We start from the raw sequence: 24,086 nt of genomic DNA, 5'->3' as shown, positions 1-24,086 counted from the left end.
CTCTTCCAATCGGGCTGGATCAGGTTCGTCTTTTGGAGTTTGGTGCTAGTTCTGAATGGATGCTTTACCCATTGCTATTACCTATTCTGAGCATAATCCTCACTTGGTATTTTCGTTAAAACGACATACAGGCTGGACGTAGTATCTGCACCGTTTCGATAAGCAAAATCCGCTTCCTTATGAATAATGCGTTTGGTGAACTTGTTCTCCTGATATTCTTGAAATTGGGTAAGATTATTCTTTTCCAGTTCATATCACTCCTCAGACGATTTTATGCGGATATCTTTAATTCTAATGTTGCTACTAAATATACCAGCATCACTACTTAGCTTGAACGACGGGTAACCAGGGTCTGCCTCAAGCCGCATTCTGCTATCGAACTGCTGCTCCTGCTGCCGATCTACCCAAAAAGAATAAGGCTCAGACTGAACTACTTTATCAGTTGCATTCGGCGTAGTGACAACCAAGATGACGAGTACGCCATTGCATCCACAATCCTCGGTGTCATAAAACAACTTGAACATTCCCGGTCGTCCTGAAAGGGCCATTGCTAGCCTTTCAACGGACAAGGAATCCAAGTCTAAATGTATGCTCATGAGATGAATCCTCTCCTTTGTGAGTGAAGTATTTGGAACCGTCAGCTCCAAAAAGACTAAATTTAAACTATATGCACATTATAGTCATGTTTTTCTATTTATCTATGTGACTGCACTCACTTATCATTACATTTTGTTAGTCAGGATTTTGCAAAATTCGATTCCAGTCGCTCCGAAGTGCAAGATATAGACGAACTAAACCATTTCGATCTATATCTTGTTCATTGGAAGTAGCTTATGGGATTTTTACAAAATCCTCATTATACAAAAATATCCAAATGAAGTCAAGCCAATTTAAACAGTTCACAAACCAGATGACCTCGTGTCAGGTCATTCGAAAATCGAAATGTTATTTATTTACAGGAATATCTACATGGAATATGCTACCCTTGCTTTCTTCGCTGGATAACGTGATCTGACCGTGATGTGCTTCAACAATCCACTTGGCAATGGCGAGCCCCAGACCGTGTCCTCCCAGACCTCGCGTTCGCGATTTATCTCCTCGATAGAAACGGTCAAAAATTCGGTCCACATCCCCTGCCCTGATCCCGGGACCTGTATCCTCAACGGACAGGTGAAAACCCGGACTACCTGTTTCGTCCCGATCCGATATTACCACACGGACCTCACCGCCCCGCGGAGTGAACTTGACGGCATTATCCAGCAAAATGGTCAGCACCTGCCTCAGCTTTTCCGGGTCGCCATTGAGAACCAGTTGTTCCGGGCCAATCAGCTCAATACAAACCCCCTTTGCGGATTTGAGGTGCCGTATGGATTGAATCGTCTTCTCGGCAAGCGGCCGAAAATCAAAATCACGCTTCACCAGTTCAAGGTCGTCCGAATCGGAGCGTGCCAGCACCAGCAAATCCTGAACCATCCGTGTCATCCGCCTGATCTCATCCTTCATATTGGAAAGGGTGTGTTTGGCAAAAGACGGTGCGCTCTGTCCAAGCTCCAGTTCCAGCGCATTAACGGATGCAAGCAGCACACTGAGTGGTGTTCGCAGCTCATGTGATGCATTGCCCACGAATTCCCGCTGCCGGTTGTAGGATTTCACGATCGGAACCATTGCTTTACGTGACATCAGCCAGCCGATCAGACAGGCAATAAATACAAAAACAATAGCAAGTAAAATCAGCAACATTAGCAATCTGTGGAGCAGATTGTATTGGGGTGTAACATTAATGCCTGCGTAGAGTGTCAGATCCGGGCCGTTCTTGGTCAGAGCTGCCTGCCCTGTCACCATCAGATGGAGAGTTGACGGAGCAACAGGCTCCGCACCCGCTTCCCCGTTATCCAGCACATCCGCAGGTACAGACAGACTGACCTCCATGATCTCCTTGGCACGTGGTTTCCAGTCTTGAACCAGTCCCAGAAGCTCAGGACGCATCCCTGGAAAAATCTCGTTCCCCGAGATCAATTCACCCTTATCGTTGATCACATAATAGAAAAACTGTTCGCTTCCCGATCCCCATAATCTTCGATTGTCCAGCGTATCTTCAGGCTTGCCTTCCTGCATGTTGTTCTCCACCATGATCCGTTCCACAGCAACGAGAGAGAGCAGATTATCCTTCTGACCGCTAATGACAATGTAAGACAAAAGAAGGTAGACCACGCCTACAAATAATGCAAGCAAAACAATCGTCAGACTGCTATATGCAAGCGTAAGCCGACTTTGCGTACGTCCAAACAAATTGCCCCCGGGTTTGCCACGTTCAGTGCCCTCTTCTTCAGCCATTCGTTTCTTGTTATTCAAGCTTGTAACCCACCCCTCGGATGCTATGAATCAGATGTTGTCTGTTAAACAGCTCCAGCTTTTTGCGCAGCAGCTTAATGGTGGCATCGACAATTTTGGTTGAAACGTCCGAATCATATCCCCAGATTCGTTCCAAAACCAGCTCACGGCTGAGAGCAGCACCCCTGTTGCGCAATAACAGATCCAGCATCTGAAATTCACGGGGACTTAATTGGATGACTTCATCTTCAAGACTGAGCGTCAGACTGGAACGATTGAGGTGCAATCCATCCAGCTCAGCGATTTCCTCCAGCAGGGGTGCATAATTGCGTCGGCACAAGGCTCTCAGTCTGGCTTGCAACTCCTCCAGTTCAAAGGGCTTCACCAGGTAATCATCCGCACCGGCATCGAGCCCCTGAACCCGATCGCGCAGCGCGTCTTTGGCGGTTAACATCAGGATCGCTCCGGTATAACCGTTCTCTCTCAATTTTTTACATGTCGACAACCCTGTCCAACCAGGCAACATCCAGTCCAGCACGGCCACATCATAATGGGAACCCATGCAATATTCATAGGCTTCTTCTCCATTTTCGACCCAATCCACAGTACCGAATCCCGTCTTCTCCAACATATGAACAACCAACTCACCCAACAAGGGATCATCCTCAGCCAGTAAAATGCGATGTTTAGTCATAATGAACCTCCTAAGAATCAGTATGTGATAAAGGGAGGCTCTCCACCCCTGTACAGTTTCAATTTTCAAACATTCTCGCACTTTCGGATGCCTATGTCCAATTCTTCGTCTTTGTAAAAATACTCCAGCTTGCTTTTCTCCGTTTTTTCACCTTTCGGGATTACAGTAAGGGGGCAACAACAAACACACACGAAAATAGGAGTGAATGTACAATGAACAAAATGAAAAAATGGATTCCTGCAATGCTGGGTGCAACGATGATATTCTCTGCCACATCAGCTTCGGTATTTGCCGCAACACCGACAGCTGTAACTCAAGCCTCCACTTCGACCAATGCCAAGGCGAGTTCGAATGGATACAACATCAGTCTGGATCAGAACTCCCTGTGCTCCAATACATCGCTGCAAAAAGTGCTCGACCTGAGCAAAACCGAATTGCAAAAGCAATTCCAGACTGGCAAAACATTGTCGGATCTGGCTAAAGCCAAAGGCATCAGCACAGACGAAGTAACCAACGCCCTGCTTCAACCGCAGTTGACCAAGCTTGCGGGAGATCATAAGTCCGGAAAACTGACTCAAGACAAAGTGGCTTCAATTAAGACAGATCTGACCAAGCAGCTGAACAATTCACTGACCAAAAAAGTGACAACCGTGACTACGGTAACTACAACGTCGACTACCACTTCAACAACGTCCAATCCAGCTGTAGCTTGGGCGAAATCATCGGATACGACGTCTACCCACGCCCTGACGAATCTGAAAAAATCTGCAGCGGCCTCGGTGCTCAACCTGTCCCAGCCTGAGTTGGACCGACAGATCAAGGCTGGCAAATCCATTGTCGACATTGCCAAGGATCAGGGCGTCGACAAGAGCAAAGTCATTGATACCGTCGTTGCCAAGGAAAAAAACCGGGTAACCTCTCAGCTGAATAATTCATGGAATAACACTTCCGGTACATTAACAACAGAGCAACAACAATTCAAAGAAAGCGGCTATTTGGACAAGGCTGCACAGTTGTTCGGCACCTCAGCTGACAAGCTGCAAACCCAACTGACAAATGGGAAAACGTTAACCGCCATTGCCAAAGAAAAAGGCGTAGATTCCAGCAAACTTACGGATACACTCCACACCTATGCCAAGCAGCAAGTAACTGCCCAGTGTGACCAAGCGAACTAAAGTCGATCCTTCATATCCTCAAAACCCCAATCTACCACCAAACCAAAAAAATGGAGAGTCCTGTGTACCAGACTCTCCATTTTTTTGCAACGTGCGATATCGTGACAGCGTCAGACATTCAGCAAACTTTAAGCTTCACACAACCGCCCATACAGTCGAAAATTAATCCCCCTTTCAGCTTGGTCGCCTATACTTGCACCAATCTCAAACGCTCATGAAGCGCCGGCACATTATCCGCTCCGAACAGTTGCTTCAATTGCTGGCCGATCAAATAGGGATTTCCATCCATATAGGCAATATCCCCGTCGATACGAGAAAAGATACCCGTCCGTTCATCCGATTGGATTAGTGAAAAGATCTTATCATCCGCCACTGAACCAATTCTGAATAATATTAGTTTCTTTTCACAGTCTGGATTTTGTAGAAAATGAAAAAAGAGCGCTCGGCCAGATGGGCTAAACGCTCTAAAGCTTCTATAAACCGTTAATGTACATGCCATATCATGAAGCTGCAGGATTCCATTGAAAGGTAGCCGCCGACTTGGATGGAAGTGTAGAAGTGAAAACTTTGCTTCCCTGCCGAACCTTAAATGTCTTTTCGCTCGCTCCCGTATTGGCAACAATCAGAACAAGCGTGCTATCGGGATTGTGGTAAGCGACCGTTTCGATACTTCCGCTATAATGCGTAGAATCAATACGTACCGCACCCGGACGGACGAACTTGCTGGCATGACCAAGCGCATAGTATTCCACATTTTTCGTAACGGCACCGCTTAACGGGTCGATGGTCACTACACCTCTACAGTTGGTACAGCCGCCATTGGTTGGGCCGCCGGACGGGTCAAGTGCAACATTCCAGAAAAGCACGTTTTGCGACCAGTTTCGGGGTGCACCAATGATCAGCTTCGACATGTCCCAGCTTAAATCATCCCCAAATCCAGGGCTCCATGCTCCCCCGCTGCATTCTGTCATGTAAACAGGCTTATCCGGAAAAGCATTGTGCACGTCTGTCATCGCTGTCGGCTCCCCTTTGTAGCAATGAAAGGCCGTGCCGTGCGTATAGCTTCGGGCTTGCTCATCGCCGAGCACAGTCTTGGCATAATCGCTCCCTGTATCCCAGTTATGGTCAAAGGCAATAATTTGGGTGGACAAATGGCTTTGACTTAAGGCAGGACCCAAATATTGCTTGATAAATTTCGCCTGCTCGGCTGCTCCCATACTCATGCTGGGATACTTGGACGTCGTAAATTCCGGTTCATTTTGAATGGAAATCGCCTGAATCGGAACGCCCTCGTTCGCATAAGCCTGTATATAACGAACAAAATAGTCGGCATACGCCGAGTAGACACGCGGATCGGTATAGTCCAAATACCAGCCGTTATATATCTGCTCCCCGTATTTCATCCAGGGAGGGGCAGTCCATGGCGTCCCCATAATCCGTAGATCCTGATTTCTTCTCAGGATTTGCTTCAGTACATCGATCACATCCCGATCCTTGGCAATGGAGAAATGGTTCAGCTCATAGTCCTTGCCTGTGGCCACATCGTCATAGGTATAGCTGCTAGGCTGTCCCTGTTCATCCACCGAATAATCCGATGCCCCAATGGTATGACGTATATAGCTCAGTTGAATGCCGCTGGCGGTAAACAAATCATTGAGCAGTTGATCACGCTGATTCGCAGACATGCCATGGTTCATCAGGTAAGCAGACGAGCCAGACACCGCTGCGCCAAACCCCTCCATCTTTTGATAACGAATATCCGGCTTAACCTCAACCGTCAGTGTATCTGAATTCGCTGCTTCTTCATTACTTTCTTTACTGTTGTCATTTTTCCAATGGATGGGGGCTTGTTCAGTTAGGCGATTCGCCGGGTCCGGAGTTGTTAGCCACATGCTGACATCATGCTCAGATTCCGGCTTTAGAACCTTCTGTATAGCCATACTGGTCAGAACAGCAACGATCAAAATGGCAGCTGCAGCTACGAGCAGCCAGAGGTCGGCACGTCGTTGCTTTTGGAGTTTCTTCATCTAATGACCCCCTCTCTCTATACTCGGCTCGTCCTCAGCCTTCCTTCCATTTCAGCTTTCACTCGGGTTTCTCTTTGCATACCTATTGGACAATACATGCCTATTAGACGTTAAATGCCTGGTGGATGTTACATACCTATGGCAAAAAGAGAGCCGGTGCTTGTGCCCGTGCTCTCTTGAATGTAACGCTTTAAAACAAATGTAGCGGGATTACTTCGCTGCCTTTCCTTTGGAAGCTGCCGGAATCGTAACACTTCCTGTCAATCGTATATCCTGAGAGGAACTGCCTACATAGATCGGCACTTCACCAGACGGCATAACCCAGGCCTTGGCATTTTCATCCCAGTAAGAGAAAGCTTTCGGGTCCAGCTCAATACGAACCTTCTTCTCCTGTCCCGGCTTCAGCTCGATCTTGGACCAGCCTGCCAGCTGACGGGATGGGGTTTCTACGGTTGTCGGAAGCTTGCCGCTGTACACCTGTACAACCTCTGCTCCGGCAGTTTTTCCGGTATTTTTCAATTTTAGCGAAACCTCGATGGTACTTGTACGACTGGATTTCTTTCCGCTCGTGTGCTGTTTTACCTTCAGATCACTGTATCCGAACGTCGTATAGGATAAGCCGTGTCCAAAGGAGAATGCGGGTTGAATACCCGATTTCTCATATCCACGGTAGCCTACAAAAATACCGTCTGAATAGTCGCCAATTCCGTTCACGCCCGGAAATTTCTCCGGTGAGGATACGGGGGTAGACTGCTCGTTAACCGGGAAGGTTACCGGCAGCTTGCCGGAAGGATTCACATCCCCAAACAGGACACGTGCTATGGCATTTCCTTGCTCTTGTCCTGCAAACCACGCTTGTACAATGGCAGGGACCTTGTCCTGCCAGGTATCCATTTGAACGGCTCTGCCGCTCATTTGCACGACAATCGTTTTCGGGTTTGCAGCAGCAACCGCACGGATCAGACGATCCTGATTATTCGGCAGTTCCATATCGGAACGCTCCACATAGCCTTCACTATCATACGTACGTGTGACAATGATCGCGACATCCGACTTTTTCGCCAGCTTCACTGCATTGTCAATCAGCTTGTCCGAAGCATCTGCCGGAGGCTCCCAGCCCAGACGAACCATACCGCCGGAATCACGACCGTTAACCTGATAATCGGCACGGTATTCGATGCGTATTTTATGCTTTTCACCCGCTTTGAGCGAGATGTTTTTCTTTGTCGTGCTCAGCTTTGTACCTTGATTATCCACGAATAGCTTGTCGTCGAGATACAGCTTGCTTGATCCCAAGCTGGTTAAAGACAACGCATAGTCACCGTCTTTGGGTGCTGCAATTGCACCTGTCCAGCGCGCAGATATCAAGCCGTTCAGTGTCGTAGGCGTATTCGGAATTTTAGGGGACTTCGCATTAAGGCCCTGATAATTATAAAATCCAAGATTCATGTTGACTTGGCCATCATTACGTACAAGAATCGGATTGCCTTCCATCTTGTTATTTTTCCAGTATTCGCCTCGCAGCCCCTGCTCACCATCTCCATAAGTGACGTATCCAACACTGGTATTCTCTTTCTCATCGGATGTCGTCAACAGTGAAGATGGAACAGCCGATGGTCCTGGCATAATGTCTCCTGCAGAAATCGGGTCTGTGCCCGGCGCGTATTGGACGCTAACTCCTTTGCCGACACGATTGCGGATGCCCTCCAACGGACTCACAGTATATGTCGGATTCACCAACGAGCTGCCTCCGCCTGCTACAGTGCCGTTATCTGCATCAGGGCCAATCACAGCAATGGATTTGAGCTTATCCTTGGACAACGGTAATGCATTGTTTTTATTCTGAAGCAGTACCATACTTTCCTCAGCCAATTGGCGGGCTATCTTACCGTGTTCGCGAGCATCAATCTGATTATTTTGAACCGGGTGATCAAACAACCCTTTGCTGAACATTTGCACCAAAATGCGTCTAGCCTTATCATCAATCGTTTTTTCACTGACCTTGCCATTTTTGACAGCAGCCAGCAGCTGATCTCCCCATTTACCATAAGGTGTCCCCGGTGTTTCCAGATCCAAACCGCTATTTGCCGATTCGGCTGTACTCAGGTTCGCACCGTAATCACTCATCACGAAGCCTTTGAATTGCATCTCCTTCTTCAAAAGGTCCGTTAAAAGCGTTTTGTTCTCACATGCAGACTCGCCGTTGACCTTGTTAAAGGAGCACATAGCCCCGCCCAAATCAGCCTTGGCGATGGCCTCCTGAAACGGACGTATGTAAATTTCATGCAACGCACGGTCACTGACTTTGACATTCGTCGTGAAGCGCTCCGTTTCCTGATTATTCATCAGGTAATGCTTCGCAGTCGCCAAAACAGGGTGGCTCTGTATGCCTTTTACATAAGCGGTCGCCATTTTGGATTGCAGCAACGGGTCCTCACCCATCGATTCAAAGTTTCGCGATCCCCATGGAATTCGGGCAATATCCATCCCCGGCCCAAGCACAACATTGTGAGTTGTATTATAAGCCTCGTCCCCGAGCAGATCACCGTACTGTTTGGCAGCTTGCGTATCCCACGTTGCAGCCAGCGCAATTGGAGCAGGCAGCGCGGTCGATTGCTTGTCCTGTACATCCGGATTGGCAATACGCACACCCGCAGGGCCATCTGCCATCGTCAACGCCGGGATACCCAGACGCTCAATCGGATCATTGTAAAATCCATAATAATTGTTGACCTTGCCAGTCACCAAATCTATTTTCTCTTCCAGTGTCATTTCCTGTAACAGTAGAGCTGTCCGTTTCTCTGTCGAGAGGGACGTATTCATCCAGGGCCGATCTACTCGATCTATCCGGCTTCCTGCCGCTCCTGCAATATTCATCGGTCCGATCACAACAGCCGCGATAACTGTCATCATCACCATTCGGAACAACCATGTTGATTTCACGTTCACGTTTGTAATTCCTCCTTGATGTTTGGTCATGAAGTGAATGCGCCTATTCACTTTCACAGGCTTGCAAAGTCTCTTGATCCTGCGAGCTCCGACAAGAATCAAGAGCCACGGAATAAGCAAGCAAGTCAGCAAAAGCCGAAATGGCTCAAGTGACACGTAACCACCCTACCGTACATTTTCGAAAATTTCATTGAAAGTTTCTGGAAATAAAGCACTAGGACTCTCATTCTGCTCCCCAAAAAGAGAGCGCTAACAATTCATTTAACTGACGACAAAATTACATTTTTGTAACTTTTAAATGACGTTTTTTTAACTAATTTTAATCACAAAAAATGATTCATATGTCCCACTCTGTGAGATCTTTCCATGCCGGTTCATCGTGTGCGACCAAAGTCGCTATTTCAAAAATGGAATATATTATGTATGGAGATACAACGATAAAAACAAAAAAATTCCAGAGAACCCGAAAGGTCCCTGGAATTGGTGTGATTATACGATTATTCGAACGGATACCGCAGTCCCCACTGTCCGCGAATCTGATCCATCAGCTTCATAATCCCTAGTGATTCATCCAACGAAATCGTGGAGCTTTCGAGCAAGCCTTCGTTCAGGCAGCGCCCCACCTCCTCCGCTTCAAAGGCGTATCCTGTAGAAGCACGATCATCTTGAAAATGCTGTACTTCTTCACCATCCATATATAAAGCAGCCGATCTGGTGTTCAGGAATGACGGGATGTGGATATAGCCCTTTGTTCCATGAATATAAGCTTCATTCGTCAGTCCGAGTCGAACCGCCCCGTTAAGCATAGCCGTGCGGCCTTTGCCGTAATCCAGCAGGATGGAAAATGTCTCATCAACGCCCGTTTCCCCGATATGAGCAGTACTCCATACATGCTCAGGTTCAGGACCGAAGATCATCGAAGCAAAGGAAACCGGATAAATTCCCGTATCTAATAAAGCGCCTCCGCCCAGCTCAGGGTTCAAAAGCCGTCCCTCCGGGTTCCAGTCTACACGGAAGCCAAACTCCGCCTTAACCAGCTTGACCTCGCCAATGCGATCCTCATGTATCCACTCCCGCACTTGGCGGATCGGAGGCAGAAAACGTGTCCACATGGCTTCCATCAAAAATAACTTACGCTCACGCGCAAAGCCGATCAGTTCCTCCAACTCTTTGCTATTCACGGTGAAGGGCTTCTCACACAAGACGGCTTTGCCGGCCCGAAGAGCTGTCAGAACATTTTCTGTATGAAAAGGATGAGGGGTTCCTACGTAAATAGCATCAACCTCGGAATCCTGCACTAATTCCTCATAGCTTCCGTAAGCCCGCGTCATTTGATGCTTGTCCGCAAATTCGGTAGCGCTTTCAATAGTGCGTGAGCCAACAGCATACGCTTCCCCATTTGTAACATGTGCCAAATCCGCAACAAATTGATCCGAGATCCATCCCGTGCCGACAATTCCCCATTTAATCTTATTGCTCATACTTGTGTCCCTCCCAGCAATATGGTTAACGTTGACTTGCACAATCTTCTTTATTCTAGCAAACACCTGCCCTAAACAAAAGGAGAACCTGCTTATGCCTGAGTATTACATGACTCAACTTCCGCAGCTAGACTTAAAACCAATTTCTCTTCCATGATATCAAACAGGCGGATGTTTGGGTATAACTAGTGACCAAACTGAGTTTCCACCTAAACAGTTAAGGATTCGAAACGATTTTCCAGGTGCGAAAGTTGAGTTCATACGTCCTACGCTTGAAGCTGTGTAAGAATTTGCGGGTCCTTGATCTTCTGATCCTCAGCCAGCAGCACAATTTTGGATAAAATCTCGGCTGTTCTTGGGTCCTCATCCAGAAACGGCAGGAATATGCGCCCACGATGCTGGGAATGCACCGGAATGATATGCAGCGCTCCCTTCGCTTGTTTGTAGACACCACCGCTTCCCAAATGCACCGCATATTCACCAAGCATGCCATCAATACGTGCATAATTCCCGTCCAGGCGTACATTGCTGATTTTCAGCAAGCGTAACGATTCCTGCACAATAACGCTGCGCATCTCAATGGTCGTAAGACTGGCTTCCGGATCGACGCCGCCCACATGGGCAACACTGACAACCAGATCCACATCCCGCATGACTTCGGAAAACAGGACAGGGGGAACTTCCTCCAACGGTACACTTTTATACGTTGTCCGATCAAAGAATTGCACCGTTTCCAACGTAGGAGCCTCAGTATCCGCCGGTGAGAACCAATCTGCCATGGCATACAGGTTCGCAATCAGATTTTCAGCATAGTACACCTTCTGGAGTCCATCCTCATAGCTGACCGTCCACTGTCGTCCCTTCAGCAGGGATACCGTTTTGTTCGGCTGTACCTGATGTCCTGCATATCGGCGGGAAACCGTTGCACTTGCACGTTCATCTGCGTTCGGCAAGTACAGCTCACGGAACACCTGCTTGAACGGCTGACGAATTTGACGGTTGAATAAGTCCTTCTGGAAGTTGTCCCAATGGCCGCTTTCGTACAAATGAAGCGGATGAGCGATAATCAGCTTGTCTTCTTCTCCCACAGTATGCTGTTCTGCAGAGGGAGCGACCAATACCAACGTATCCTCATGGAAATATCCGAGATGATCCCCAGCCTTGAATACCAGCGTCCGTACCAACGGAGCAAGCACTGGATTACCCAATAATCCCTTCAGTTCCTTCACCATGAAAGCCGTACCGGATTCCATAGAGCGTTCCAGCTCCTTGCGGGCTCTGCGGTACTGATCTGACAAATCCCCTTTAAGTTCCTTTAAGGCAACAACATACTCATCCTTCTTAAAGCGAGCCGGAATAGACTTCAGCGTCTTCCCTTTGCTGACAATCTCAATGTCAGCTGTTCCTTCTGCATCAATGACAAGTTGTATCGTTGTACCCTCTTCCAAAGCATATGGCTCAAAATAAGATCGGAGATCTTCCAGCTTACGTGCTTCCATATCCCATACGAGCCGGGTTACATCATCATAACCTGCATTGCGTGCCAAATTTCCGAGCGCAATCCGCGAGACCAGAGCCTCACTAGCCTTCCGCTGTGCTCCGAATTTCTTGCTTTGCTCCAGAAACCGTTGAATAAAGTCATAACGTTCCCGTACATCCGGTGCAGGAGGCCCTGCAAGTGGAATCAGACTGTAGGTCAGTAAATGATCCTTATTCCGCTTATCTTCCACGGATTGTTTTATCTCGTCCAGCTTCAGCTTGCCCAGCGTCGCATCCGCAAACAACTGGGATCGGCGATGATTGGCTCCAGCCGAAATATACTTGGCACAATCGTACAGCAGATCAAATCGTTCTTCACCCAACGTCTCATAGGCTTCATGGAACCAATGAATATCGAAGGCACCGTCATTAAAATCCTGCGGAGCAATAGGTGAATAGTGAGCTACAATCGTTTCCTTTTCAGCCGAAAAGCCTTCATTGATATGTGCATGGAAGTACCATGCCGCACTGCGAAGCCCTTCCCAACCGAGATAATCGGCTACAATTTCAATCCACTGCGGGGCATACATCGCCGCCTCCAGCAGACGTTTATCCGTAATTTTAGCGTTTTCCAGCTTTTCCTTGAGCTGCACGGCATCTTCGCCTCCACTCGGATAACACGCCTTGAGCAAGTGGCTGAACGATTCCTTTTTGGTAATACGATCGCCATAGCCGTACACATAACCACGGACAAACGTTTCCTTGTCAAGACCTTCCAGAATGCGGATAAAATAATCCATGCCTTCAATCCGGCTCAAGCCCATGACCTTTGGCGTAGCCTCAGTAGGCAAGTCACCCCGAAGCAATTCAACCGCCAGCAGCCGATCAATAACTGTACGTCGTATTTCTACAAATTCTGGCGAGCTGGTAATCCATGTATTACGTGCGTTTGTTAAGGTACTCATATGACTCCGGCTATCACTGCCAGCCAGCAGCTCCCGATATACTTCCTCTACACCAATCAATCCGTTTCTATACGCCTTGAAATAATCTTCCAGATCCAGCGGGGAATAAAAGCGATTTTCTGCTCCTGACAGTTCTGCGTAGTTCACAAAGGTATGGAAAAAGCGCTTAAAGGACTCGCCATCATAGACTCGCCCCTTCTCCAGTGTCACCCACGGGCCGGACAATAGGTGAATCATTCCCTTATCCTCAGCAGGTCTGTCCTTAGGTATGGCCTGCATTAGTGAATTTAAAGCAAGATCAATTACGTCAAATGTTTCCTCACCGGATGTGTCCATAAAATAAGCATTAACCAATGTGCTTACCTGATCGGAATAGGTCAGCTCTGCCATCCACCTCTGAACCTCGTTAATCCGATCCAAAGGATACATTTGCTTGGCGAAGTCTTTACGCCACCCTTCCAGCAGCTTGTGCTTGCTTCGTTCCGAATAGTCCATGTTATAAGAGAAATACCGATAGTAGCGATCCAGCGTTTGATCCATTGGCTCCAACCGGTCATAAAAAACAAGCTCCAGCAGTTCACTCGCTTCCATGCCGCTTTCCTTCAAATAACGGTCCCACTCCTCGTAAAGAGGATATAAAGACAGCCTGGAATCTACTTCTTCATCGACCTGAACCAGCCGCAGAGGACGAAGGTTGGTCCCAATAAGCAACGTATCTTTGTAGCCCGAATAATATTCCGCAGTATATTCCACATCACGATGATGGTGGACAAGCTCATCCAGTCCACTCAAGAACTGCTTGAGCTTCTCCAAGGGGCATACAAAAACATCGGCCAATCGGAAATCACCCAGATCAGTCTTCTCTTCCAGCCAGGCTTCCCTGACATTTGGATCGTATAAACCAAAGCCGTTTGCCCCTGTATAGGCCTCATCCTGTCCCAGCTTGGACAGCAGTTGCTCCTCCTTGGCTGTCGGTTGCTGGATGATATCCGCCAAAGCCCGCAGGCTTTCATATTGTTCTGCACACTCAGGGTCTGCATAGATCTTCGTCAATATTTCCAGTCCACCCAATCGTTGCAGCTCCGCCTTGGCTCGAAGCAACCGTTCCAGCGAGCCAGCCAGAGGCTCTTGGGGCTGTGAAAGCAATACACCAATAACACTTTGCCGCAGCGAGCCTGTCTTGAGCTTTAATAAAGCCTCCATCTGCTGCATTTCTGCTTCCGTCAGCGTCAGCTTGCGTGCCTTGGCAACAGCAAACTCACGGATACTCATGCTTTTGTCGGACAAGCTGGAAAATATAAAATCACGTTGCACCGTGTCATCAGGGCTTTGTACAAAATGATTCAACAGCTCACCCCGCAGGTTAGGGCTAATCTGATCCTTCAAGGCTATGATTTCCCCAATCCAGTCCGCGTCCATATCATAGCCAGCGAGATACAGCATTTTTTGAATTGGAGCATCTGAGCGGTAATAGACGTTTACAAAATCCAGCACCTTGGAGAACTCGGTGGACTCCCCCTTTTTCATATGTACAAACAGGTCATGAAGTCGCTCAAAATCCTTGCGCCGCTCCTCTTTACTGTCCAGCAAAGGAGTATGCGCTACCTTAACGATCCGATCCGCGACCGTCCCGCCTTCTACCCATTCATAAAAATAATTGCTTGTATAGTTCGTCAGTATCCAATATTGAAGCTCCGGGTCCGTCTGGTCCAAATACTCTCTGGCAACTCCGAGACGTACATCCTTGTTCTCACTGTTAGACAGCACATAAAGTGCTACAATTTTCTGGTAAGTTGCTCCCTGCTCCATGAGTTTCCGCACCTGCCCATACAAGTTACGCTCCTCATGTACCGCCGTTGCCCACAGACTCATATACACTTCATTGGCATTTGCGCTGGTCAACCATGCTTGCCTCAGTTCACTATGAGTCAATGCTTCATACGCCTGCTCGATCAATTGGCGAACTACCCGCTGATTGGCAGATTCCAGTCCCATACCCGTCCATACCGCAAGCGCCCGGACTACTGAGCTGTAACGAATAAAGCCTTGGTCTATAATCAACTTCAACAGATATATAAGAGCCTCTAGGGTTCCTTCATCCATTTGCTCCACAATGCTTTGGCGCAGCCCCTCCTGAAGCTTGGCTGCTGTCAGCAGCTCGCCAATCATGTGATAATTCTCTTCCTGATGACTCAGGAGCATGCCTTTAATCATATTGCGTGTAAGCAATGCCGCCTGATTGTCGCCATAAATAATACCTTTTAACGCCTCAAGCACCTGTGAATTACCGCTATCCAGCTCGTAGGCTATCCAATCACTAATCGTCTCTTGAATCCGGTAATCCCTGCCTTGCTCATAATCCTTTTTCGTTAAATAATCCATCACGGAGAAGCCGATCCAGTCCATTCGGATCAACTGCACCATTCTTTTATAAATCCGGGAAGTATGGGCGGTGATATCCGAAGTGCGAAACGGTTTGCGCTCATACCCTGTACTGTACGGATATTCGGTCACATGCTTCGTTATATGTGTGAACACATCACCTGTCGTTTGTCCAATTAGCCGACGCAACACCTCTGCCAATGGCTTGAACAGCGGCTCTCCGCTTTCTGCTGACTGTGCTTTCAAGATTCGCTGACATTCATTAAAAGGCTTCTCATCCTCGTGTATGTAATGAAGCTGACCCAGTTCTATAACATACTGCGCCAACTCCTGTTGTTGTCCATCCAGTTGCGCCGCGCGCTCCCTTAGTATGGTGAAATATTCTTGCTCATTTTTCTCTTGATGCATATTTCATTTCCCCCTCTACCATAGGCCTCCGGCCAGCATTGTAAACCTTATAAATACGATCTCGTCTCCATCCTCCAGCAACAAAGGAGCATCTGGTTCAGCAGCTTCCTCGTCACGTACAAAAACCCTGTACAAGCCATCTTCAAAAGCCTGCATCGCCGTGTCTACAGCATCCTTAATATCAGGTATAGCGTCATTATAAATGGAACCAAATCCGACCTTGCCTGTCTCGCCTTGCATCTGAATTTCCTCCTCTGTAAGGAAAGGAATCAGCGCTACGCTATCCTGCTTTTCCCGCAGTCTTTGGATATTCAGGGCAACTGTTGCGGCAATCAATTCTCGTAATGTTTGTGGAACAGGACTCAGCTCCATCTCTTGTCGTGCGAGTGCTGGCTTGCGTTTTCCTAAACTTTTTACAGTTACCATCAGCTTCATAACGTTCCCCTTCCTTCTTACTTCCACTTTTGATCCGTTGTCAGCTGAATTTTTTGCCTATATACAAAACATTGTTAACGAAATCGAAAACGAAATCGAAAACGAAATCGAATGTTTGTTCGTATATTTATTTTAATATGCTCACAAGCATTACTCCATCACCCTTAATGACCAAAATTTATAGCAGTATCGTACGCTGAAATCTTAAAAACTAAGACTTTATACCCTGTTTTCACTAAAAAATATCCATATAAAGGTTAGAAAAGAAAAAGACCTGCACAAGGAATTTCATCTGCTCATTACAGACTTCATTACCTTATACAGGTCACATTTCACCATAAAACGATGCTTCACAATACTTATTTATTAAAATGCCGGAACAACGCTGTCCTTGTAATTATCCTCAAAAAATTTGCGGACCTCTGGTCCGGTCATGCGTTTCGCCAGCTTTTGAATCGCATCGGAATCCGCGTTATCCTTGCGTGCTACCAGATTAATAGCAAAGTGGGAATCATCTTTTTCCGTAATCAGCGCGTCCTTCTTCGGAGTCAGACCCAGCGGCTTGGCATAGGCAGGATACATGGCAGCCATGTCCACATCATCCAGTGACCGCGCCAGCATCAACAGATCCACTTCTTTAAACACAAACTTTTTCTTGTTCTCAATAATATCGGCCTGTGTAGCATTATAGCCTACACCTTCTTTAAGCTTGATCAGACCGTTTTGTTCCATCATGACTAAAGAACGTCCAGTATTAGCCGGGTCATTGGCAATAGCAATGGTCGCACCTTCAGGCAGGTCTTTAATATTCTTGTATTTTTTGGAGTACGCGCCATAGATGGCGTTGTAAATCGGCTTCACTGCTACCAGATCGGCCTTATTGCTTTCATTATATTGCTGCATATAAGGAGCATGCTGGAAAAAGTTAGCATCCACTTCGTGGCTTGCCAAGGCGTTGTTGGGTTGGATATTGTCCGACAGCACGACGATTTCCAGATTGACTCCGTCCTGCTTGAGCAACGGTTTCACGATATCCAGCACATCCGTCATCGGCGGGATCAGTGTTGCTACTTTCAGGGTCACTTCTTTTTGAGAAGTCGCTTCTTTAGATTGTGTGTCTTGTGCTGCCTGCTTTTGACCGCCACATCCGGCAACCAGCAGCATAATGACAGCCAATAGTGTAAGTAATTTCAGGTTCGTTTTCATATTGTTTTTGCGACTCATTCGATGAGCAACCTCCAAATAAATTGTGATTGGGAAGATGAGAGTGAGTTACAGATGGAGCCGCTTCGCGTGCAGATTGTTCTTCCGATCGCTGTTACCCCCGGATTTTTTTCATTTTATAAACCATTACATGGTAAAAATCCGGGGGTAAAGGCGAACGCTACCGCTTCTCCAGAACAATTCTGCCCGCTCCGCTTTTGAGCCACTGTAAAGTCATTTTCACTTCCCATAGTGGGTGGTGCAGATGTAGTGAAATGATGTATTGCCCTCTACATATACGTCCGTCCTAACATAGCTGGCTACGACTTATCTTCACCGCTTGTCGATCCGGCGGGATATGGTGCTTCCGGTGAACTGGATCGTTTGTACGAAAATAATCATGACGATGATGGTGAACGCCATCAAGCCTGTTTCAAACCGCTGGTAACCGTAGCGGATGGCAAAATCGCCTACCCCGCCGCCGCCCACAATGCCCATCACCGTGGAGTAGGAGATAAAGCTGATGGTCGACGTGGTCAAACCCAGTACAAGCCCGGAACGGGCTTCCACGTATAAAAATTTGAAAACAAGCTGATGGGTAGACGCGCCCATTGAAGTAGCGGCTTCAATCACACCCTTGGGCACCTCCAGCAATGATTGCTCTACCAGCCTTGAATAATAGGCAATGGCAACTACGGACAAGGGAACCGTAGCAGCCATCGTACCCAGCGCCGTCCCCACGACCAGACGTGTAAATGGAATCATAAACACAACGAGCAGCAAAAACGGGAATGAGCGGATGACATTGACCAGACTGTTCAGTATAGTGAACAGCAGCCGATTTTCATATTTTTGCCCTTTGCCGCACAAATATAAAATCGTTCCTGCCGGAAGCCCCAATAGTACGGCCGCTGCGATGGAAATTCCCACCATGATGAACGTCTCCCCAATGGCTTTCCATATCTCAGACTGATACTGTGCAATGATGCTCAGCATGTCATTCATCAGCTTCACCTGCTTTCACGGTTGAGCCGACTACAGGGTCAGCCACCCGCTGCGTTGAAAGCAAATGTCCGTCCCGCATTTCTGATACGCGGGTACAAATGCTGCGTACCACATCCATATCATGCGTGACGATCACAATGGTAACCCCCAGCTCACGGTTGATCTCCCGCAGCACGCCAAGGATATCCGCAGTCGTCTGCGGATCAAGCGCCGAGGTCGGCTCATCACAAAGCAGCACCGCAGGTCGATTGGCCAGTGCTCTGGCAATCGCCACACGCTGCTTTTGACCTCCGCTCAGCTGTGCTGGATACTGCTCTGCCTTGTCAGCCAGACCTACGAATTGCAGGCATTCCCGCACGCGTTCCGCTCTCTCTTTTTTCGGGACGCCCGCCAGTTCCAGCGGCATGGCCACATTTCCGCTAACCGTCCGATTGTGAACGAGATGATAATGCTGAAAAATCATCCCGATAGACCGCCGCGATTCACGGAGACGTTTTTCCGGCATGCGAGTCAGCTCTTCCCCATTCACAATCACGTTCCCCTCATCCGGTCGTTCCAATACATTCATCAGCCGGAGCAACGTGGACTTACCGGCACCGCTGGCACCTATGATACCGTGAATTTCCCCTTCCTCCACTTGAAGGGACACGGATTGAACCGCATGAAATTGGCCGCTTGAGGTGGTATAATGCTTGCTTACCTGATGCAGCGTAATCATGAAACCGGCCTCCTGATGTTCCTTTTCTCAGGGAAAATGTAATAAGCTCGCCAGCCCGGTCAGGTCTGTACGAGCCGTCAATTCCCATTGCATTAATATAACACACAGCAGAAACCGGGCATAGCCTTTTGGCAGTAAATTAGCGCACATCCCACACTTCCACATAAGGAAAGCGAATACCTAGCTCCCAAGCCAGCATAAGCATCACCACAAAATAACCAATAAACACAATATCTACAGCCGAATAACGGATCTCATAATAATACGTGCGCCTGGTTTCGTTCACAAAGCCCTTGGCCTCCATGGCGACAGCGATTCGCTGTGCCCGCCGGATGCTCTGAGCGAGCAGCGGAATCGCATATCTGCGAAGCGTGGCATACATATTCCATTTGGACACATGCTGCTGCGAGCCTCGAATACGATGGGCATGCCTCAATGTCTGGAATTCCTCCAGCATAATCGGCATCAGCCGCATGGCTGCCAAAAAGCTGTATGCATACTTCGGTGGAAGCCTCCATTGCTGCATCAGCGAATAAAAAAGATTTACCGGACGCGTCGTCAAGCCAAATAACAAGCCTGCTACCGCCATACTCAACGCACGAAAGCCCAAATGCATGCCCCGATAAAAGCTTTCCTCCGTAATATGGATCAGGCCCCATGTCCACCAGGTCGTCACCCCTTTTCCGAACAGCATCATGCCTGTTGAGGTCGAGATAAACACCAGTATAAAAGGAGAACCATACAGCAGCAGTCGCTTCCACGGGTACCCCGACCAGACGAGCAGCAGCAGCATAGCACACGCTGCATTCAACATGACGTTCGGATTATGAATGACAATAACGACCACGAACAGCAAGAAAAACATCACGAGTTTTAGTCCCGGATTAACACGATGCAGCCAAGTTTCACGATGGGGAAAAGACAGGTTCATGCCGCAGCTCTCCCTTCTGCACCCGCCATGTACCTGTGCAGTACCGACGAACGATTTCCAGGTCATGTGTGACCATCACTATGGCTGTACCTGCCGCTCTAAGCTCCTCCAGCATGTCCAGAATAACAAAGGTATTGCGCGCATCCTGCCCAAAGGTCGGTTCATCCAGCAACAGCACGGCTGGTTCACGGATCATAGCCGTGGCAATGCTCAGCCGTCTCTTTTGTCCGAGTGAAAGCTGATACGGATGGTGTTCGTCCAGTCGCTCCAGTCCGAACTGTACGAGCATTCGATTCACGCGCTCACTGCGCTGTTCGGCTGTAAACAAGCTCGCAGGTAACGAATACTCCAGTTCCTTCCGTACAGTGTGCGCTACGAATTGCAGCTCGGGATTTTGGAACACGAACGCAATACGCTCTGCCAGTTCCTCCGTACCGCCAGCCTCTACTCCGTCCACACGATAACGCCCCTGGGTGTGAAGCAAACGCATCATGGAAAGCAGCAGCGAGCTTTTACCCGCTCCGTTTTCACCGACCACGCCAATCCAGTCGCCTGGATTCACCTGTGCCTGCTCTACATGAATGACTGAACTTGATCCGCGCAGGCCGTAGAAATGTTCCAGCTCCAGTAAAGCAGATTCAGACGTCGAGACGGCCAGTCTATCGATATTACCCGCGCCATTTTCCTGTATCGTTTGCTTTCTCCAACGTGGCGAGGACGCTTCATCCCATACCCCCGGATACCATACACCATACTCGGACAATGCCTGCCGATGCACATGAAATACTTCTTCCGCGTCTCCGTCCGCAATGATCTCTCCTTGAGCAGAAAGCACTACAATCCGATCCACATCATGGACAATTTCATTCACTTTATGCTCTACGATCACCAGCGTCTGGTCTTGTGAAAGGTGGCGAATCGTATCCCACACCTGTGCGGTGCCTTCTTCGTCCAGCAAAGCTGTGGGTTCATCCAGAAAAAGCACCTCCGGCTCCATCGCCAGCACTGACGCAATGGCCAGACGCTGCTTCATCCCCTGTGACATGCTGCCAATAGGCATGTGTACATCACCTACCGAAAGTCCGACCTGCTTGAGCAGCTCGCGAATACGGGACGGCATTTGCTCCCGCGGAACCTGATTATTTTCCAGCACAAAAGCCAGTTCCTCATCTACATATGACATGCAAAACTGCGTATCCGGGTCTTGAAATACGATACCGGAAAGAGCCGGGATTACGGCAGCATCGCATTTCATAGGTACTTCTATCGTACGCGGAATCAGACCGCTCAACACCTGCAGCAGCGTTGATTTGCCGCATCCACTTGGCCCGAGCAGCAGCAGCTTTTCCCCTTTACGGACGGATAAAGACATATTATGAAAAAGCAGTTCCTGCTCACCGGGAAATTTCAAACGAAGACGGGTGATCGACGCCACCACATCCTCGGCTGCCCGGCTCACTAATCCAGCCCCTTGTAATCCTGCTCCGTTGCAGGTCTCAAGGTTCGTGTGACCCCGGTTACCTCCAGCGCCTTGGCCAGATAGAATGCGAATACCCCTGCAATCACAATGCTGCCTATCATTCGGAACCCAATATACAAAATGTAATTCCAGGTCGAAAGCTGATCAACATACCCGTAGCTGAAGTCCAAAATCAGAGAGGCGACAGCCGATCCAACAGCAGCCAGTGATGTGACCCAAAGGTTGGCGTTCCTGTACAGAAAAATCGCGAATAACAGCTCCGCTCCCAAGCCTTGCAGCAGACCATAGTACAAGGTGGACATTCCCCATTCGCTTCCCAGAAAAGCACTGACCGTGGCCGCAGCCACCTCTGCCAAAATCGCAACTCCCGGCTTGCGAATGATGAGATAAGCGAACGTGCCTGCCATGAACCACATGCCATACATCAGTTGTTCGGCGTGCAGACCGAATGGCTTCATCAAATCATAGGCAGGCCCCCATATTTTATAGACCAGCCCGAACACAACGGATATCACAATCGTGACCAAAATATCTGTCAGCTTCAACCCTTTGGACGCTCTTACATTCGTATTCATTGATGATACGCTCCCCTTTTTCCTTAAAATAGGCCTCTTGGCCAATAAAAAAAGCCTGTCCGGAGCTGAATCTCCAGGCAAGCTTTATGCGCAGTACTAAGGTGATCACCATACAAATCATCATTTGTCGATATATCTCATATAACCGTAGCCTATGCCGTTCTACTGAAATCAACCAAAGTCAGGGGCAAAACAAAATGCTCCCTCCATGGTCGTCCGCAGCATTTTACAGACCCGCAGTTCCTTAGCTTGTTATATGATATAAATCCATCGACAAACCGCAAAACAGGTGGTATTCCTGTTTCTTGTATAGTGCTCCAGGTTTCTCTACGCTGGCATTACCCAGATCAGATTTCACGGTCGGCGGCAAGGGCCACCCTCTCAGCCTGACTTTCTCAAGCTCCCGACAATGCTTTTTAATTCACTATAATGTACACCACATCTATGGCTTTGACAATCCTATTTACAATTCAATAACGATCTACACGGAAGATTGGCTCCCGGCTGAGGAATTCCTGTTCTGAATAGCATGTATGCCCATGACAACCACAATCAGTTCATAGCTATCCAGTAACATGGAACCATTTTCCAAATGAAATGCCCCGGACTGGAACCAGCGACTGGTCTGATTGAATACCGCCACGGTTTTCCCATCCTGCCCCAGTATGGTGTATTCCTTGGAGAATGCAGGAGATGTGATCTCATAGACACCTCGCGGTCCAGCATCATATTCATATCTTTTGGACATCAAGCTCATTCGGACTCTCAGGACACCGGCCAACTGCCCGGTAGCATCTCTCACTTCCCACTTTCCAACAAAAAAACGAAATTTGCCGCCAAACGCTAGTTGTCCTCCAGCGTCATATACATCTACGGACGAGTTAAAGGCGCTTTTCAAATCCACACTTCCCGCCACTTCGCCATTGCCATCCATAATCTCGGTCAGTCCTGTGCTAAAAAAGTTGTCTCTGAAAAACATCTCCATCTCTCATCACCCCGATTGCATAAATCATCCGTACTACTTTGCAGCCTTATTCCGCAATAGTTAATCCGAAAAAGCGTTTGGCCGTCTCCGTCGTCGCAATTTTAATTTCCATGACGCCTCGCCCTGTACATTCGGCAATCGTAGCGGCAATGTGAGCGAGATACAAGGGCTCATTACGGCCATCTTTCGGCTTCACGGGCAAATTACGCGGGGTCAGAAATGGAGCATCCGTTTCAATCATCAAACGGTCCAGCGGAATATCCCTGACCAGTTCACGCAAATGCTTGCCGCGCCGTTCGTCACAGATCCAGCCTGTAATACCAATATACAGATCCATTTCTATATACGTATGCAATTCCTGTGCAGTTCCGGTAAAGCAATGCACCACTGCCTTATCCACAACTCCCTGATGCTCCCGCAGCATAGCGACAAAGTCCTCATGCGCATCTCGTTCATGCAGAAATAACGGCATATTCAGCTCACCCGCCAGTTGGATTTGCTCCCCAAACCATCGGCGCTGCACATCACGTGGAGAAAAATCACGGTTATAGTCCAGTCCGCATTCCCCAATGGCTACGACTTCCGTCTGCCCCGCGAGCTGGCGGAGCTGCTGAATCGTATCTGTGCTGCAGCTTTTGGCATCATGGGGATGCACACCTGCCGTTGCATACAGCTTGCCCGGATAACGCGCCGCATATTGAGCAGCGTCTCGACTGCTGCGGACACTTGTTCCGGTAATAATCAGCGGCGTAATCCCTTCGACTGCCGCTCTCTCTACCACCTGCTCCTGATCCGCATGAAATGAACGGTGCATCAAATTCACGCCGATATCAATCAATGGTGTACCCATACCCATCTAAATC

18 protein-coding genes are annotated in these 24,086 nt (G+C 48.4%); 1 reads left to right on the top strand and 17 read right to left on the bottom strand.

Translation table 11 applies throughout. The features are described 5' to 3' along the window. Positions 1-254: 254 nt before the first annotated feature. The 3 genes from BAZ21_RS06355 to BAZ21_RS06345 all read right to left on the bottom strand — a co-directional run bounded on the left by BAZ21_RS06355 (position 255) and on the right by BAZ21_RS06345 (position 3,025). Positions 255-596 carry an iron-sulfur cluster biosynthesis family protein gene (locus BAZ21_RS06355; protein ID WP_068498199.1) on the bottom strand — a complete coding sequence of 114 codons (342 nt, stop codon included), beginning with the start codon at positions 594-596 and terminating at the stop codon, positions 255-257. A gap of 349 nt (positions 597-945) precedes the next feature. Further along, the gene (locus BAZ21_RS06350) at positions 946-2,352 is read right to left on the bottom strand and encodes a sensor histidine kinase (RefSeq protein ID WP_084011526.1); all 1,407 of its coding nucleotides are present in this window, start codon (positions 2,350-2,352) and stop codon (positions 946-948) included. Continuing rightward, the gene (locus BAZ21_RS06345; protein WP_068498197.1) at positions 2,345-3,025 is read right to left on the bottom strand and encodes a response regulator transcription factor; all 681 of its coding nucleotides are present in this window, start codon (positions 3,023-3,025) and stop codon (positions 2,345-2,347) included. Before BAZ21_RS06345 ends, BAZ21_RS06350 begins: the two co-directional genes overlap by 8 nt. A gap of 212 nt (positions 3,026-3,237) precedes the next feature. On the opposite strand from BAZ21_RS06345, the gene BAZ21_RS06340 reads away from it, so the two are divergent. After that, positions 3,238-4,200, top strand: coding sequence for a hypothetical protein (locus BAZ21_RS06340; RefSeq protein ID WP_068498195.1), 963 nt, complete (start codon positions 3,238-3,240; stop codon positions 4,198-4,200). Between the two features lie 187 nt (positions 4,201-4,387). Here BAZ21_RS06340 and BAZ21_RS06335 read toward each other — a convergent pair whose 3' ends face one another. From BAZ21_RS06335 to BAZ21_RS06270, 14 genes are all read right to left on the bottom strand, one after another. After that, positions 4,388-4,573: a hypothetical protein gene (locus BAZ21_RS06335; RefSeq protein ID WP_068498192.1), complete on the bottom strand. Its 186-nt coding sequence runs from the start codon at positions 4,571-4,573 to the stop codon at positions 4,388-4,390. 127 nt (positions 4,574-4,700) lie between these two features. Further along, complete coding sequence (locus tag BAZ21_RS06330; RefSeq protein ID WP_068498191.1) at positions 4,701-6,227, bottom strand: glycoside hydrolase family 30 protein; 1,527 nt, start codon at positions 6,225-6,227, stop codon at positions 4,701-4,703. Positions 6,228-6,437: 210 nt separating this feature from the next. Next, on the bottom strand, positions 6,438-9,176 hold the full coding sequence (locus BAZ21_RS06325) for a beta-glucosidase (RefSeq protein WP_068498189.1): 2,739 nt from the start codon (positions 9,174-9,176) through the stop codon (positions 6,438-6,440). A gap of 497 nt (positions 9,177-9,673) precedes the next feature. Then, complete coding sequence (locus tag BAZ21_RS06320; protein WP_068498187.1) at positions 9,674-10,657, bottom strand: Gfo/Idh/MocA family protein; 984 nt, start codon at positions 10,655-10,657, stop codon at positions 9,674-9,676. Between the two features lie 266 nt (positions 10,658-10,923). Beyond that, positions 10,924-15,891: a DUF4132 domain-containing protein gene (locus BAZ21_RS06315; protein WP_068498185.1), complete on the bottom strand. Its 4,968-nt coding sequence runs from the start codon at positions 15,889-15,891 to the stop codon at positions 10,924-10,926. A 15-nt stretch (positions 15,892-15,906) separates the two neighbouring features. Continuing rightward, on the bottom strand, positions 15,907-16,326 hold the full coding sequence (locus tag BAZ21_RS06310) for a hypothetical protein (RefSeq protein ID WP_068498183.1): 420 nt from the start codon (positions 16,324-16,326) through the stop codon (positions 15,907-15,909). A gap of 366 nt (positions 16,327-16,692) precedes the next feature. Beyond that, positions 16,693-17,550 (bottom strand): MetQ/NlpA family ABC transporter substrate-binding protein, encoded by an 858-nt coding sequence (locus BAZ21_RS06305; RefSeq protein WP_068498181.1) that lies wholly within the window; start codon positions 17,548-17,550, stop codon positions 16,693-16,695. A gap of 312 nt (positions 17,551-17,862) precedes the next feature. After that, positions 17,863-18,534, bottom strand: coding sequence for a methionine ABC transporter permease (locus BAZ21_RS06300; RefSeq protein WP_068498179.1), 672 nt, complete (start codon positions 18,532-18,534; stop codon positions 17,863-17,865). After that, positions 18,527-19,252: a methionine ABC transporter ATP-binding protein gene (locus BAZ21_RS06295; protein ID WP_068498178.1), complete on the bottom strand. Its 726-nt coding sequence runs from the start codon at positions 19,250-19,252 to the stop codon at positions 18,527-18,529. The genes BAZ21_RS06300 and BAZ21_RS06295 overlap by 8 nt, the downstream gene beginning before the upstream one ends. A 139-nt stretch (positions 19,253-19,391) precedes the next feature. Then, positions 19,392-20,183 carry an energy-coupling factor transporter transmembrane component T family protein gene (locus BAZ21_RS06290; RefSeq protein ID WP_068498176.1) on the bottom strand — a complete coding sequence of 264 codons (792 nt, stop codon included), beginning with the start codon at positions 20,181-20,183 and terminating at the stop codon, positions 19,392-19,394. Continuing rightward, positions 20,158-21,642: an ABC transporter ATP-binding protein gene (locus tag BAZ21_RS06285; RefSeq protein WP_068498174.1), complete on the bottom strand. Its 1,485-nt coding sequence runs from the start codon at positions 21,640-21,642 to the stop codon at positions 20,158-20,160. Before BAZ21_RS06285 ends, BAZ21_RS06290 begins: the two co-directional genes overlap by 26 nt. After that, positions 21,642-22,238 (bottom strand): ECF transporter S component, encoded by a 597-nt coding sequence (locus BAZ21_RS06280; RefSeq protein ID WP_068498171.1) that lies wholly within the window; start codon positions 22,236-22,238, stop codon positions 21,642-21,644. Before BAZ21_RS06280 ends, BAZ21_RS06285 begins: the two co-directional genes overlap by 1 nt. Before the next feature lie 481 nt (positions 22,239-22,719). Further along, complete coding sequence (locus tag BAZ21_RS06275) at positions 22,720-23,223, bottom strand: hypothetical protein (protein ID WP_068498170.1); 504 nt, start codon at positions 23,221-23,223, stop codon at positions 22,720-22,722. A gap of 46 nt (positions 23,224-23,269) precedes the next feature. Next, entirely contained in the window at positions 23,270-24,079 is an 810-nt protein-coding gene (locus tag BAZ21_RS06270) for a TatD family hydrolase (protein WP_068498167.1), read from the bottom strand. Positions 24,080-24,086 lie beyond the last annotated feature (7 nt).

It is taken from the genome of Paenibacillus kribbensis, assembly GCF_001705305.1.
Taxonomy (GTDB): domain Bacteria; phylum Bacillota; class Bacilli; order Paenibacillales; family Paenibacillaceae; genus Paenibacillus; species Paenibacillus kribbensis_B.
The sequence above is the reverse complement of the archived record's forward strand: the minus strand, read 5'-3'. Positions and strand labels throughout refer to the sequence as shown.